The organism is Streptomyces sp. NBC_00996 (assembly GCF_045162675.1).
In the GTDB taxonomy this organism is placed as follows: domain Bacteria; phylum Actinomycetota; class Actinomycetes; order Streptomycetales; family Streptomycetaceae; genus Streptomyces.
Genome location: NZ_CP108723.1, coordinates 8,818,504 through 8,831,890 on the forward strand (window position 1 = coordinate 8,818,504; position 13,387 = coordinate 8,831,890).

Sequence of the window (13,387 nt, forward strand, 5' to 3'; positions counted from 1 at the left end):
TGTGGTGAGGGCGTGGCAACGGAGCGGAGGGGCGCGGTCGGCACCCGTCCAGTCACCCCGGAGGACCGGCTACAGCCGGATCCGTACGGCCAGGCGCCGCATCCACGCGTCGAGTTGGAGCACCATCTCCGCGTCGGCCCGGCCGAGCCAACCGCCGCGGTCGAGCAGCGCCGGGTCCTCCGTCATGCGACGGATCGCCGGCAGGTCGACGAGCGGACGGGCCGGCGCCGTGCTGTCGTCGAGAAGTTCGCGCAGCCTGTCCAGCAGGCCGGCCTTGTATTGAGAGCCGTAGGTGATGGGGTAGGGGACCTTGGTCCGGGTGAGCACCGACGGCGGGACCACGTCGCGTCCCAGGGCACGCAGAAGGCTTTTCTCCCGGCCGTCGAAGGACTTCATGGCTGCCGGTACGTTGAACAGCGCCGACAGCAGGCGATGGTCGGTGAAGGGGAACCTCACCTGCAGGCCGGCCGCGGTGCCCAGCCGCTCGGAGTGCAGCACCGTCTGTTCCAGGCAGCCTGGTGACGGTGAGGTGGTCCACCTGGCGCGCGAGCCGGTCGACCGGTCCGTCATCCGCCAACCGGGGCACTTCGTCGAGCGCTTCGCGGAACATGCGGTCGACATGCCCGTCGACGTCGACGCTCTCCAGGAGCGCCTGGTCGAAGAGGCCGGTGCCGATACCGTAAAGCATGCCGAACCGCCGTGAACGCACGATCCACGGGAAGGAGGTCAGCACCCGGCCCTCGTCGATGGAGCCGCCCAGACCACCGAACAGGGCGTCCGCCCCTTCACCGCTGAGCACGACCGGGGCGTGGGGGGCGACCCGTCGGCTGAAGAGATAGGGGGTGGTGTTCTTGTCGCCGAAGAGGGTCGGCTGGTCCTTGGCGGCGAGCACTTCCGACGACGTCACGGGGTCCAACAGCTCTTCGGGCCGTACCGTGACCTCTCGATGGCACCCCCAGCGCCGGACCACCTCCTCGGCGTACGGCCGGTCCGGGACCGGCGCGGCAGTGTCGCCGAACAGCACGGTGAAGGTCTGCGGGGCGCTTCGGCCGCCGGCGGCGACGAGGCCCGTCAGCACGCTGGAGTCGAGACCGCCCGACAGCAGCACGCCGGCGCTCTCGCCGTTCAGTGTCCGCCTGACCGCGTCCTCCAGCAGCTCCCTGAGGTGCTTGACGGCGGCGTCGAGGCCGAGTTCGTGAGGGCGGGCCTCCAGACGCCAGTAGGGTTCCTCGCTGATGCGGTCCGGTGCGATGCGCAGCGTGTGGCCGGGCTGCACCTCACGCACGCCGCGCAGGACACCGTGCCCGGGGCTGCGTAACTGGGTGAGGACGGCGCTCAGCCCGGTCCCGTCGAGTTCGGCGCGCGGCTTGATGCCGAGCCGGTCGCGGCCGAGGAGCAGTTCCCGGGTACGGGTGTCCCAGACGGCGAAGGCGAAAGCCCCGTCCAGGTGGGAGGGTACGGACCGGCCCCAGCGCAGGTAGGCCCTGAGCACGGACTGCGTCTCGCCGCTGCCGCCGTCCACCGTCACTCCCGGGGGCATCGGCCCGGAGCCGAGGTCGCTCGGTGGCAGCACGGTTCCGTCGCACACCGCTACGGCCAGTACCTCGCCCAAGGCGTCGGTGGCGATCGCTGCACCACGGCGTCGGGCTAAGTCCCGCTGGACCAGGGCAATATGGCGTCCTTGCCATGCTGTGCCGCCTGCGCGGCCACGGACGACGAGAGCGGCTGCCATTTGCTCGATCGTCAGGCTGAACGACCGCACATCACGTTGGCGGTCGAGCCAACCAGCGATACCGGACACACTTTTCCTTACGTTCGTGCACTGCTAGGGGGTGACGCTCACCGACGGACGGCTCGGGCCGCGGTTGAGTCTGAAAGGTGCGGTGAAGGGGGGAGAGGTGGGGGAGGGGGAACGGCGGAAGAATGGGGAGCCGACCGAATGACGCTCGTGACCTTAGCCAGCTCAAAGGCCCACATCTGTGAGCGACTTCACCAGCGGGGCATGGAACGGCGTTTCCCGTCAACCGCATTGCCACGCAAGGGAGTTCGGTTAATGACATGCGCAGGACAGGGGTTTCCCTTTCGTCGTAACCCGTCGTGCGCCTCGGTGTGGCGTTGAGCGCGCCCGATGGCCTGTCAACGAGCAGCCCCTCCAGTGATCAACAACACGGATGGTCACGCCACCGGAGGGAGCTCCCCACTCAACCCGACAATGCCGTCGCGAGTGCTGCTGCCCAAGCGGCAGTGCAGTCACTATGGGTGCGTTTCCTCTTCGGCCGACTGGCTCGCCGGCGAAGACCTCGGCGAACCGGTCCCTCACCCGTATCGCCAGGCTGCACTTCGGGAACGCCGCCCGGGCCGCTGCCGCCGTCTGCTCCGGGATCGGTGGCTTCGGCTGCATCGACATACAAGCGACCCCCGCGGCCGCGCGACAGGACAACGACCGCACGGACGATCAGCCCGCACCTGCAGGCAGCGCTGGGCTCCGTGGGATGGCCTTGCCTGAGGGGCCGGAAGCGGGTGGGCACGACTCCTCAGCCGGCCGCCGCCATCAGGGCTTGGGCCTTGGCCTTGGTGCGGGCCTGGATGCGGACAGTGAGGAACACCGGGACTGAGATGCCTACGAGTTGGACGGCGAGGCGGGCGACGGTTCCCATGTCCGCGATGACGACGACGGCCATCCCGATGGCGCTGAGGGTGAGGCCCGTGGCCCAGACCGAGGTGATGACAAAATTCACCCGGAGGAAGCCCGGTTCGTTCCAGAACCGCCTGGGGGTACTGCGCCGGGCGATGCCGAGGGTGAAGGGCTGACGGATGGCGAGCGTCACCCAGGACGTCAGCGCGAGCCAGCCCTGTGAGGCCGGCCCGGTCCAGTCCTTCAAGGACGAGTCCGGGGCGCTCAAGGCGTACGCCGTGACGGCGCCGAAGAACATCACCGCGCTGATCTCGAGGATCAATGCGTCCGGCCCGTCGCCCGACCTCGTGCGGCGCGCGATCACACCGACCGTCGTCAGCAAGGCCAGCATCGCCGCCCACCGCCAGTCGGGTACGGCACCGAATACGATCCACGGGGCGAACATTCCCAGGTATGACATCTTTCTTCCTCTCGTCAATGTGGCGAAGATCGCCAGGTCCCATCGCATGGCAACAAAGCAGTGAGGGTGAGCCTGCGTTCCGCGGGCTCCCGTACCGCCGCGGCTTGTCGGTACATACGCCGCGTGGCGTTCGTGTGACGTGTCCGGCGAAGGCCGGCCCCGACTGCGCAGTCAGGGGATGCGTGGGTCGTCGGGTATCGGCGCAGACCTTCACGCCGGGACGCGTATGGCACAGACCTCGGACACTGGTGTACCTGCCGCAGCGGACCAGGTGGGTCAACTCGCAGAGTACGCCGGGAGCCGGCGAACACCAGGCAGGTGCTTGTGGGGGCGGCCGGGGCCGATCCCGCAGTTTCTGCCGTCACGGTCCGCGCCCCCGGCCGGCAGAGTCACCGTATCCACGGAGACGGGCGCTCGTTCGACGTTCGATGTGAGAATTTCCCTGTCGCACCCCATTCATGAGCGACCGGGCAGAACTGGAGCCGATACAGAACCGCACGGGTCTGCTGACGGTGAACGCACGACGCCTTACCGAACTGTGAGGCGCAAAGTCGCCGGGGCCGCCATCCTGGCCGCACGGCACGCGGCCAGGGCCCGTGGGTACGAGCGGCAGTGCGTAGGAGAGCGGCCGTGCCCAGCCATCCGTGCCCGTCACCATCCTGGGCTGTGCTTTCGCTCGCAGCCACCGCAGACATTCGAAGGCCCACGTGTCCAACACCGTGGCGAGCGGCGGAGTCGGCAGAAGCAGGTCGGCGCCTGGTGGCTGCCCGAGGAGACCACAGGCCTCAGGTCAGGGCACGGGCACGACGATTTCGACCGTCGCACCGGACGTTCGGAGTGTGCGGCCCCCCAGTGACCGGCAGATGCGCAACGTACGGATGTTGCTCGTCAACGCGTGGACTTCGATGGAGCGGTGTCCGAGGCGCGACGCCTTGGTGACTGCATGACTCGCCAGCCCACGGCCCAGTCCCTGGCACTGCCAGACGTCGTCCACCAGCACACCCAGTTCGACGACGCCCTCGTGATCGGTATGCATCATATTGGTGACGGCGATCGCGTGATGCGGAGCGTCAGCAGGGTGCGTGACCCAACTGGTGCCTCGCTCTGGATCCGTCAGTACCCGCCACTCGGCTTCGGATATCTGCGTCCTTGGCGCCTGGTACCGGTCGTAGCGCGACGTGGGCGAGCAGCGGGCGTGTAGAGAGTTCACGGCTTCACGGTCTGTCGGCGTGGCGATCCGGGTGAGAGTGGAGAGCCCTGAAACCGTCAGAAGTTTTTTGTCGTTGACGTTCGCCCTCGGAACTGCATTTGACATGGCGGTTCTACGCTTCTCTGAGTGCCGCCCTCGGCTGCTACATGCAGTGCCCGTCGGGCACTGTCTCAGCTTGTGGTTGGTCGACGAGGGCGGGCCGGGCGACTAGTGCTTGTGAGCGCCGGTAGGCGCTCCTCCGGGGAGATGCTGCCGAACTCCCGCGGCTCGGCAGACAGCTTGGCGATCATGTCCTTTCAGCAAGGGATCTGCCCGATCGGACAAGAGGCCCGTTGCTCCCGCACGGGTTCCTCACAGGAATCCCGCTCTCATCGCGTACACCACGGCGTGCGTGCGGTTTCGCAATCCGAGCCGTCTGATCACGTCGTGGATGATGCCTTTGATAGTGCGCTCCGAGTAATTGAGCTTGTCGGCGATTTCAGCCGTGCCCATTCCCTCGGCGAGCATGCGGAGCACTTCCACCTCCCGGACTTGGAGGCCGGCTCTCTTGAACAGACCGGGCCCTCCGTGCCGCCTTTCTCGTACCTCTTTGATCAACTGACGCACCAGACAGGAAGGCATCCGAGACCGATCGTTCCTGCTCTCGATCAACGCGTCGAGGATCTGCCGGAAGTCGACTTCTTCACGTACGAGGAAGCTGACCAGTCCGTACTCCACGGCGCGTATGAGTTGACGTTCGCCGATGCTGTTTGCGACCAGTACGACTGGCGGACCGGAGCCTGCAAAGTTCGAGAACCCTCGCCTCATCAAATCTAGTGTTGCATCAGTGGCTTGATCGAAAATGAGCAGGAGGACATCGGCTTCGTGATGTTGGTGAGAAGGCAGGCACTTGATACGCGGACAGGACTTGAGATAGGCCTTCGCACCGTCTTCTGTGACCCTGTCACTTGCCCGCACACCGACAGCAATGGGCTTCGTCACCGATTCCACCCTGAGACAGCATGGCTCCTCATCCCCCTCGGCCGCCACGCCGGCGCGCGCTTGGTGGGGAAGGCCGGGTCCCGGAACCAATCAAGGCCGAAGCCTCTGACGGCATCGAGGACGGAGGGCCTGTGAACGGCGAGCGTGTCCCTGGCGGTTGGCGCGGACCGGCCCTGTGCGGCCAACCCGGTCCGGAATTCAAGGGCTGAGTCCTTGATGCGGCAGGCGTGAGCCGCGACGGCGCTCAGGGCGGCCACCGCGCCGTTCTCCAGGCAGGGGGCATCCTGCGAGTCACTCGGCGCCATGCGGTGCACGACCATGCCCAGCGCTACCAGAGGGGCGGGAGCCCACCGTTGCCAACCGGGGGCGGCGCCGAACATGCTCCACGGAGCGAAGCCGGCCACGTACGGCATGGTTCTTTCCCTTCCAATGTCAGACGTCTCGTGGTGCCGGGGATCACGGCCTTGACCGTCGCCAGGCCGATGCCGAAGGTGCCGCCCAGCAGAACGACGCACTGCCCGGTGCGATCCATGGCGATGCCTTCCAGACATGGGTGGCCGCCGACGTGCCCGCTGGCGAGCCGTCTCCCTTCGCACCTTCACAGTGACGGTGTGCGCGCCGCTGCGTCCAAGACCTATTTCGTCACCTGTGATGCTTCCTCGGCATCGGGTTCGGCGTATACGGGCCCGGCCAACTCGGCGAACTCGGTGATCAGAGCCTCGGGATCATCCTGGCTCCATACCAGGCAGACCTGACTCGGGCCGACGCCCTCGATCGCGACGACAGTCAGCTCCGGCAGAGTGGCAGAAGAGCCTCGCATCAGCAGCTCGCCGGCAACTGGTGCACCCGGGGCCGCCGTCGGGAAGCTGCACACGTCGGCCACGGAACCCGGATGCCCGAGAGGATGCCGGCTGAGCCGGACCGTGCGTCCACGGAGCGGTGGCACCCGCGCGCAGGGCCTCGGACACCACGGGCTTGCACCCGTTCAGCTATTCGGCGGCGTTCTCACGCTCTTGCTGCTTCTGCCGTTTTGGGGAGAGAGCGAACCGTACGGGCAGCCGTACGGGACCGCGTGTGAAGCCTGTCGGCAGCCATGCCACTTCCTCACCGTCAGGATCGGCCCAGTTCACGTCGGGAAGCCGGGTGAGCAGCACCCTGAGGGCGATGGCCCCCTCCAGCCGTGCCAGTGGTGCCCCGATGCAGAAGTGGATGCCGTGGCCGAACGCGACGTGCCGGGTGCCCGCACGAAGCACATCGAGCCGGTCCGGGTCCGCGCCCGGTTCCACCGGAGCGTCCCGCCCCGCGGAGGTTACGGCGACCCTGACCGTGTCTCCGGCCCTGATCACCTGCCCGCCGAGGGTGAACTCCTCGGTGGCGAACCGCGTGGGACTGGTCTCGATCGGCGAGTCATAACGCAGGAATTCTTCCAGCGCCGCCGGGATGAGTTCGGGGCGTTCTCGCAGCGTCCGCGCCTGATCGGGATGGTCGAGCAGCGCCACGACGGCGTTGCCGAGCATCTGGACGCTGGTCTCATGCCCGGCGGCGAGCAGAATCACCGCCGTGCCCAGCAGCTCGGCGTCGGACAGCCGTCCCGCGTCCTCGTCCCGTACGGCGATGAGCCGTGAAAGCAGGTCGTCCTCGGGGTGCCTGCGCTTCGCCTCCAGCAGCTCCCGCAGACAGGCGTTGAGCGCCAGGAGGCTGGCACGCTGCTCGTGGGAAGGGTCCCCAACGGCGGCACGTGTCCATGCCCGGAGGTCTTCACGGCGGTCGGCGGGGACCCCCAGTAGTTCGGAGATGACGGCCATCGGCAGCGGACCGGTGTACGAGGCCACGAGATCGGTCTCGCCCTGTTCAGAGAACTGGTCGATGAATTCGTGTGCCAACTCCTCGATACGAGGGCCGAGTTTGGTCACCGTGCCGGCAGTGAACGCTCCGGAGACCAGCCGGCGCAACCGCGTGTGCGCGGGCGGATCGGCCATCAGCATGTTGCCACCGAAGCCGGAGCCGGCCAGCAGAGTGTGACGCCCGGAGGCACGCAGTTCCGATGCGAAGGGGGTGGGGTCCTTGCTGAGCAGCGGATGCGCGAACGCCTCACGTGCGAGGTCGTATCCCACGACGAGCCAGCTGACCGAGCCGTCCGCCATACGTACCCGGTGAATGGGCCCGCGGGCGCGCAACTCGGCGAAGCGCTCGTGTGCTTGTGCCTTGAAGTCGGCCGTTCCCACCCGCGGAAGGTCTGGTGAGCCGCCGGTGGTCCGGTGTGCGTTGCCGGTGGTGTTGTGCTGAGTGGTCATGGCCTCAATGTCCACCGGGCGGACGATCACTCACCAGTCCGTTCCCGTGTCAATCGCCGCTCACTTGGCCGCTCGTGGTCGGCGCGGTCGGCGCGTCGGTCGGCTTGCCGGCTCCGTGCACTTCGAGGTCCCACAGGTGGGCGCGGACCCGCTCCAGACCGCGCGCCAGATGCCGGCGGAAGGTGCTCAGCGGCAGTCCCAGACGGTCGGCCGCGGCCTCCCGCGTGGGTGCGCCGCGCACCAGGCCGGTGACCACGGCGCGGTGGTACTTGGCGGCTCCGGGATCGGCAGCGAGTGCGTCGAGGGCCTCCTTGCAGGCGTCGCGCAGTGCCTCGACGGGATCGTCACCGCCGCGATCCCTGACCATTCTGGTCCGTACGAGGGGATTGCGGGCCAGGCGGTCTCTGCGCTGCCAGGCGGCGAGGGCATCGGAGACGGCCATGTCGAAGTCCTCGTGGGACAGGACGGTCACGGCATGCGGCGTGGCGTGCCGATGCGGGGCGTGGCGCGCGTCCGGAAGAGCATCGGGGCCGGCCAGTTCGACCGTGCCGCCGACCTCGATCCACCGCTGCACAGGCACCGTGCGCCAGTCGTGTGCGTACAGCGTGAAGTTCAGATCGTCCATACCCACCGGGTGCCGCAGCGGGCGCTGGTCGAAGAAACGCATCAGAGGGTCCAGGAAGGACCCCTCGGGCAGCACGAGGAAGGACCAGGCGAGTCCCTCCTGCTGGATGAACTCCGCAAGCACCCGGTGGAACATCAGGCCCATCTCGGATGTCGGCTGCCGATGGGCCGCAGGGTCGGCCCAGAACCGCACGACCGCCACATGTTCGTGAGTCCGCGGCGGTCTGCGTGCCAGGGCGTGCCTCAAGGCCGCAGCGGTGACCGGATCGGAGGTTGCGCTTCGGTCGACGTCCGGGTCCAGAAGCAGCCAGGCCAGCAGCCCAACGGGCCTGTCTCCGGCGGTGTCCCAGAGGACACGGAATGCCCGAGGCTGACGGTCGAGCCACTGGGTCGTGGTCTCCGCGGCCCGCTCGTTCTCGATGTCGGCGACCAGGCGCATTACCGCGTGGCGCAGTTCGTGACGGAACGGCACCTCGAGCACCTCGTGGCCGCTCTCCCAGGTGAGGAAGCGAGAGACGAAGCCGTTGCTCCGGTGCAGATAGGTCAGGGCCGAGGTGGCCGGCAGTACGTCTTCCGGCATGGCCTGCCGGATGCGGTGCAGCACATGGGCCCGGATCTTGTCGTGCATGGCTCGGTAACCAGAAGGGCTCCGCCAGCATCTGTCGGAGTCGAGGAGCTCGCGCACCAGTCCGTGCGGCGCGAGTCCTTCACGTTCCGAGACGATGAAGGGCAGGCGGCGCAGCCAGTCGAAGATCCCGGCCACGCGGTCCGTACGGCCGACCTCCCCGGTCTCGTCCGTCTCGCCGCCGTCGTCGGTGAGCGTGGCGTGCAACAGGTCCTCGGTCGTCCACCGGCTGTGTGCGCACACCTCCAGGGCATGACGGTGTGTCGCGCTGGGCACATCGCCGACGATCCGGTCCAGGAGCCGCAGAACCACCCCCTGCGGCGGCTGTCCGCCGGAGAACCGGGCACCCTCGCGCGCCGCCTCGCCTGCCAGGCGCAGTGCCAGAGGATGACCGTCCGCGAACCGAGCAACCGGCCCAACACGGTCGGTCGGCACTTGTGTTGTACGCAGGAGCTCCAGCCCCTCGGCCGGTGACAGGGGCGGCAGTACGACGGCCTGGAACGACGCCTGCCATGCGGTGGCGGTGTACCAGGAGATATCCGGTGCCCTGCGCCCGGCGACGACGACGAGCGCGTCCTGCGCCAGGTGCGGAAGGACGCTGGACGTCAGCCACGGCGCCATGGCCGGGGACCGGTCGGCGTTGTCGATGAGCAGTACGGCGGACGGCTGGGCCTGCGGCGTCTCCACGGCGCCGGTCGACTCGGCACTGTTGTCGGGCGCCCAGCCCTTCGGCTCTCCGTCAACCCGGATCACCGGGCGGCCCGCGCGCCGTGCCTCTGCTGCCAGGCGATGGAGCAGCGCGGTCTTGCCGATGCCGCCCGGCCCGTGCACGTACAGGACAGCCGGGCGGTCCTGGTCCGCGCCCGGCGTGCGCAGGGCTCGGCGGAAGGCGTCGATGAGATCGGTTCTGCCGACGAACGTCCATGGCTTGGAGTCGAGTTCGGTGACGGAATCAGGGTCGTACTGTAGTGCCACGAAAGCTGTCCTCAGACGCATCTGGATCGCCGTGAAGACGGCGAATCTGTAAAGGAAACAGCCAATGCCGTAACCTGAAGATATCCTGTGATCTTGGACCTGGTGGAACGCCGCGAAGGCGATCCGGCCCGGTTCCTGACCGCACGGTGCGCCCATGACGCCCGCCTCGGCGAAGCCTTGCCGAACCGCAATGTCGGTGCCCCTGACGCGGAACCTCGTAGCAGCACCGACCTTCGACCGACCTGACGCCTGGCGCCCGAGAGCCTTTGAAGTTCGATCTCTACTGCGGCAACGACCGTCACAGTGACCAGCACGCACGACCAACAGTCCGAGCCGAGCTGTGCAGTTCCTGCGTGCCAGGCAACTTCGATGGGTAGGAGTGGTTCGGTCGGCAACTGGCCAGGCGGTCAGCACGTCGCGCCCCTGGCAACCCCGTGGCAGGGCACCGTGGAGTCGGTCGCATCAGGACTGCCGTCACCCTCGGTACGCAGTGGGCACCAAGTGGGCAGCGGCTTCGGCGACGGCGCGTTGTGCAGCGACACGGTCGACGAACAAGGGTTCCCCGTCCGCAGTGACCTGCTGACCTCCGACCCACACATCGCGGACAGCCCGAGACCCGGCCGCCCAGACGAGGTTCGCCATCAGTTGCTCGTCCGCAATGTCGAGTCCTGCCGCGAAGTGGGGCCCGTCGACGCCTATATGGATCACGTCGGCCCATCTGCCAGGTTCAAGTGCGCCTATGTCCCGCCGTCCCAGGGCTGCAGCTCCCTCCCGGGTGGCCATCAGAAGGGCGTCCCGCGCGGTGAGAGCGAGAGCGTCCTCGGACAGCAGACGAGCAAACATCATGGCGAGCCTCATTTCCTCCCACGGGTCGAGGTCGTCATTGCTCGCAGGGCCGTCCGTCCCGAGGCCGACGGCCACCGAGGCCGCACGGAGCGCTCGAAGGTCGGCCGTTCCTGAGGCGAGCTTGGCATTCGATCCCGGGCAATGGGCCACTCCGGCTCCGGAGCCGGCCAGCAGGCGGATGTCCTGGCGTGAGAGGTGCACAGCGTGGGCAGCCAACAGACGCGTTTCCAACAGGCCCGCACTGTCCAGCAGTTGCGGTACGGAACCGAACTCCGCTCGTTGCCTCCGGTCCTCTTCGCGTGATTCGGCCAGATGGATGTGGACCAGGGCGCCACGGGGCACTGCGGCTTCGGCTGTCGCCCGCAGTGCCTCGAACGGCAGCGTGTAGGCGGAGTGCGGGCCGTAGCACAGCTCGATCCGCTCGGCGGGACCGAACCTCAGTCCGTCCTCGTCGATCCACTTGCCGATGGCGGACAAGGCACTGCGCCAGCCCGTTCCCGGTAGATCGAAGTATGCGGGCGCGACCAGGGCCCGGATGCCGGCCGTGAGCGCTGCCGCCACCACCTCCTCGCTGTGGATGTACATCTCGGCGCTGGTGGTGATGCCGTACTGGAGCATCTCGACACAGCCCAGCAGCATGCCTGCGTACGCGTCACGCCCTCGCATACGGGCCTCCGCGGGCCAGATGACATCCTGCAGCCACGACATGAGAGGCAGGTCACCTCCCATTCCACGCAGGGGGGTCATCGCGGTGTGCGCGTGGGTGTTGACCAGACCAGGCATGAGGATGCCGGTGAGACGCGTTTCCGCAACCCCCTCGACCGAGGGTGCCACGGCCTTCGCGCCGCAGTAGGCGATGCGCCCGTCTTCCCGAACATCGAGGACCGCATCACGCAGAACTGAGCAGTCCGGGTCCGCGGGGAGTATGACGGGGGCGTGGATACGTCGTGCGAGTTGCATGATTGCTCTTCTGTCGAATCCGGGTTCGTGAGAGCGGCGGGAGAAGCCGCTCGACTGAGGGCTTGCCGTGACGGCGTCTCCTGCGGGATGCCGGACAGGCCGTCCGAACTCTGCAGCAATCGTCCGAGCGGGCGGGGTCACTATCGTCGGCCGCTGCTCGGACGTACCTCACCAATGACCGAACGTGCAGAGGGCATCCCGAGGTCGACGGAGCACTGATCTCGTTCCGACATCCTTGACAAGGCAGTTGAGGCGGCCAGCGGTCTTCCGTCTGCCCGAGAGAATGTCCGGACTTATGGCCGAGACCGGTGCGGCACATGACTGCGGCACGGTGACAGGACGTCAGGGCTCACCCGGCTGCTGGGACGTGGTCGAGCCACGTGCCGACCAGGAGGCTTCATGAACGGAGCGGTATGAGACTGGGAACTGTGCGATTCAGCGCGAAACGTGGTGGGGCGTTGGTTGCCGCTGTGTGCGAAGCCGCCTCCCTCACCGGTGTCGTGTCAGGACCGGCCAGTGCTTCGGCTGGGAATCAGCCGGGGGTGGAGCTCTGGGCGACTCATACGCGTCAGGGCCGGTGATCACTGACCAGGTGGATGACAACTGCCTCCGGTCTGACAGCGTCCACCCGGTGACCTGTGCCGTACGCACTTCACCAGCGGTGGCCGTGATCAGCTCAAGGAAAGGATCGATCAGACTGTTCCAAAGGCCTCGCGGGTGATCCGTGGAATCCGTCGGCGTACGGGCGACCGGATCCTGTCGGTATATCTCATTCTCTTGTTGTCCAGAAATCGCCGACCTTGAAGGTGTAACCGTGAAGCCCAACGTGCCTGCATCGGATTTCACACCCATAGGAATGTTGAAGTCCGCAGGGCAATACGAAATTCACATACGTGAGGACGGGCCCAGTCAGGGGCCCCCAATCGTCCTGATCCATGGGTTTCTCGGTTCGATGCGATGGTTCGACCGACTGGTCCCTCTGCTGTCTCACAGGTTCCGGGTGATCCGGGCGGACCTGCTTGGACACGGCTTCTCAAGCAAGCCCCACCATGGCTACTCTCCGGAGAACCAAGCGCGGGTTCTGAGCCTCCTGCTGAACGGTCTTGGCGTAGTCGATCCCATCGTGGTCGGCCACTCCATGGGCGCAGACATAGCGATCTCGCTGGCTGAACAGGGAACAAAGGTGTCCAAGCTCGTCGTCGTCGACGAGGCGCCGGACTACTCCGTGGCCGATCCGTCTGCGATCAACAAAGTCCTCCGGCTCCCCGTGCTCGGGCGACTGTTGTATCGAAACCTGCCAACCTCCGCACACCGTCGAGCCGTTGAAGGCTTTCTGGCGCCCGGTCGTTCTTTGGCAGCAACCTTCGATGACGTCGCTCAGACGGTGAACGACGTGGGGGTCGTGCCGTACGCCTGTTTCGTCGGCTCTCAGGTTGAGAAGGAGCGCTTTGTCGCGCAGCAGCCCCTTGATGAACGGATCGCCGCACTCGGGGTTGCCACTCTCGTCATCTTCGGCGAGCAGGACCGGGTTTTTCGCAGTGGCGAGTCGTGCGTTCGGTATCGTGCGGTACCTGGCATCGCCGTGCAACTCGTTCCAGAGGTGGGTCATTCTCCGATGATCGAGGATCCCGTGATCACCGCAGAAATCATACATGGGTTCATAGCGTAGCTTGGGGCTTGAGTCGCGTCCGGAGCCGCGCGTAGTTTCCGAACGCCGATGGGTCTTCGAGCGCGGCTTCGGCTCGCCGAAATAGAGACTCTGCTCGCGACGAACTCC

General features: G+C 67.0%; 11 protein-coding genes and 1 pseudogene. 3 read left to right on the plus strand and 9 right to left on the minus strand.

From position 1 onward, the window contains the following. Positions 1 to 69: 69 nt before the first annotated feature. Complete coding sequence (locus OG390_RS40950) at positions 70 to 498, minus strand: asparagine synthase-related protein (RefSeq protein ID WP_406175047.1); 429 nt, start codon at positions 496 to 498, stop codon at positions 70 to 72. Positions 499 to 529: 31 nt separating this feature from the next. On the opposite strand from OG390_RS40950, the gene OG390_RS40955 reads away from it, so the two are divergent. After that, positions 530 to 703: a hypothetical protein gene (locus OG390_RS40955; RefSeq protein WP_406175049.1), complete on the plus strand. Its 174-nt coding sequence runs from the start codon at positions 530 to 532 to the stop codon at positions 701 to 703. On the opposite strand, the pseudogene OG390_RS40960 reads toward OG390_RS40955, so the two are convergent. From OG390_RS40960 to OG390_RS40990, 7 genes and pseudogenes are all read right to left on the minus strand, one after another. Next, a pseudogene (locus OG390_RS40960) lies at positions 632 to 1,732 on the minus strand (asparagine synthetase B family protein); the annotation flags it as partial. The gene OG390_RS40955 and the pseudogene OG390_RS40960 sit on opposite strands and share 72 nt — an antisense overlap. An 802-nt stretch (positions 1,733 to 2,534) precedes the next feature. After that, positions 2,535 to 3,095, minus strand: a complete 561-nt coding sequence (locus OG390_RS40965; RefSeq protein WP_406175051.1) for a hypothetical protein — start codon at positions 3,093 to 3,095, stop codon at positions 2,535 to 2,537. 790 nt (positions 3,096 to 3,885) lie between these two features. Then, positions 3,886 to 4,410 carry a GNAT family N-acetyltransferase gene (locus tag OG390_RS40970; RefSeq protein ID WP_406175052.1) on the minus strand — a complete coding sequence of 175 codons (525 nt, stop codon included), beginning with the start codon at positions 4,408 to 4,410 and terminating at the stop codon, positions 3,886 to 3,888. Between the two features lie 246 nt (positions 4,411 to 4,656). Continuing rightward, positions 4,657 to 5,286 carry a response regulator transcription factor gene (locus OG390_RS40975; protein WP_406175054.1) on the minus strand — a complete coding sequence of 210 codons (630 nt, stop codon included), beginning with the start codon at positions 5,284 to 5,286 and terminating at the stop codon, positions 4,657 to 4,659. A gap of 634 nt (positions 5,287 to 5,920) precedes the next feature. After that, positions 5,921 to 6,106: a hypothetical protein gene (locus OG390_RS40980; protein WP_406175056.1), complete on the minus strand. Its 186-nt coding sequence runs from the start codon at positions 6,104 to 6,106 to the stop codon at positions 5,921 to 5,923. A 169-nt stretch (positions 6,107 to 6,275) separates the two neighbouring features. Continuing rightward, positions 6,276 to 7,580, minus strand: coding sequence for a cytochrome P450 (locus OG390_RS40985; RefSeq protein ID WP_406175058.1), 1,305 nt, complete (start codon positions 7,578 to 7,580; stop codon positions 6,276 to 6,278). 49 nt (positions 7,581 to 7,629) lie between these two features. Then, positions 7,630 to 9,804: an AAA family ATPase gene (locus OG390_RS40990; RefSeq protein WP_406175060.1), complete on the minus strand. Its 2,175-nt coding sequence runs from the start codon at positions 9,802 to 9,804 to the stop codon at positions 7,630 to 7,632. A gap of 93 nt (positions 9,805 to 9,897) precedes the next feature. Between OG390_RS40990 and OG390_RS40995 the strand changes: the two genes are divergently transcribed. Beyond that, positions 9,898 to 10,050: a hypothetical protein gene (locus OG390_RS40995; protein WP_406175062.1), complete on the plus strand. Its 153-nt coding sequence runs from the start codon at positions 9,898 to 9,900 to the stop codon at positions 10,048 to 10,050. 228 nt (positions 10,051 to 10,278) lie between these two features. Here OG390_RS40995 and OG390_RS41000 read toward each other — a convergent pair whose 3' ends face one another. Then, positions 10,279 to 11,610 carry an amidohydrolase family protein gene (locus OG390_RS41000; RefSeq protein ID WP_406175064.1) on the minus strand — a complete coding sequence of 444 codons (1,332 nt, stop codon included), beginning with the start codon at positions 11,608 to 11,610 and terminating at the stop codon, positions 10,279 to 10,281. A gap of 814 nt (positions 11,611 to 12,424) precedes the next feature. Between OG390_RS41000 and OG390_RS41005 the strand changes: the two genes are divergently transcribed. Beyond that, positions 12,425 to 13,279 (plus strand): alpha/beta fold hydrolase, encoded by an 855-nt coding sequence (locus OG390_RS41005; protein ID WP_406175066.1) that lies wholly within the window; start codon positions 12,425 to 12,427, stop codon positions 13,277 to 13,279. The last annotated feature ends 108 nt before the right edge of the window (positions 13,280 to 13,387 follow it).

Bases quoted from the DNA above. Each gene is read 5' to 3' on its own strand.
- OG390_RS40965 (WP_406175051.1), bottom strand. From the start codon at position 3,095: ATGTCATACCTGGGAATGTTCGCCCCGTGGATCGTATTCGGTGCCGTA.
- OG390_RS40970 (WP_406175052.1), bottom strand. From the start codon at position 4,410: ATGTCAAATGCAGTTCCGAGGGCGAACGTCAACGACAAAAAACTTCTG.
- OG390_RS40980 (WP_406175056.1), bottom strand. From the start codon at position 6,106: ATGCGAGGCTCTTCTGCCACTCTGCCGGAGCTGACTGTCGTCGCGATC.
- OG390_RS40985 (WP_406175058.1), bottom strand. From the start codon at position 7,580: ATGACCACTCAGCACAACACCACCGGCAACGCACACCGGACCACCGGC.
- OG390_RS41000 (WP_406175064.1), bottom strand. From the start codon at position 11,610: ATGCAACTCGCACGACGTATCCACGCCCCCGTCATACTCCCCGCGGAC.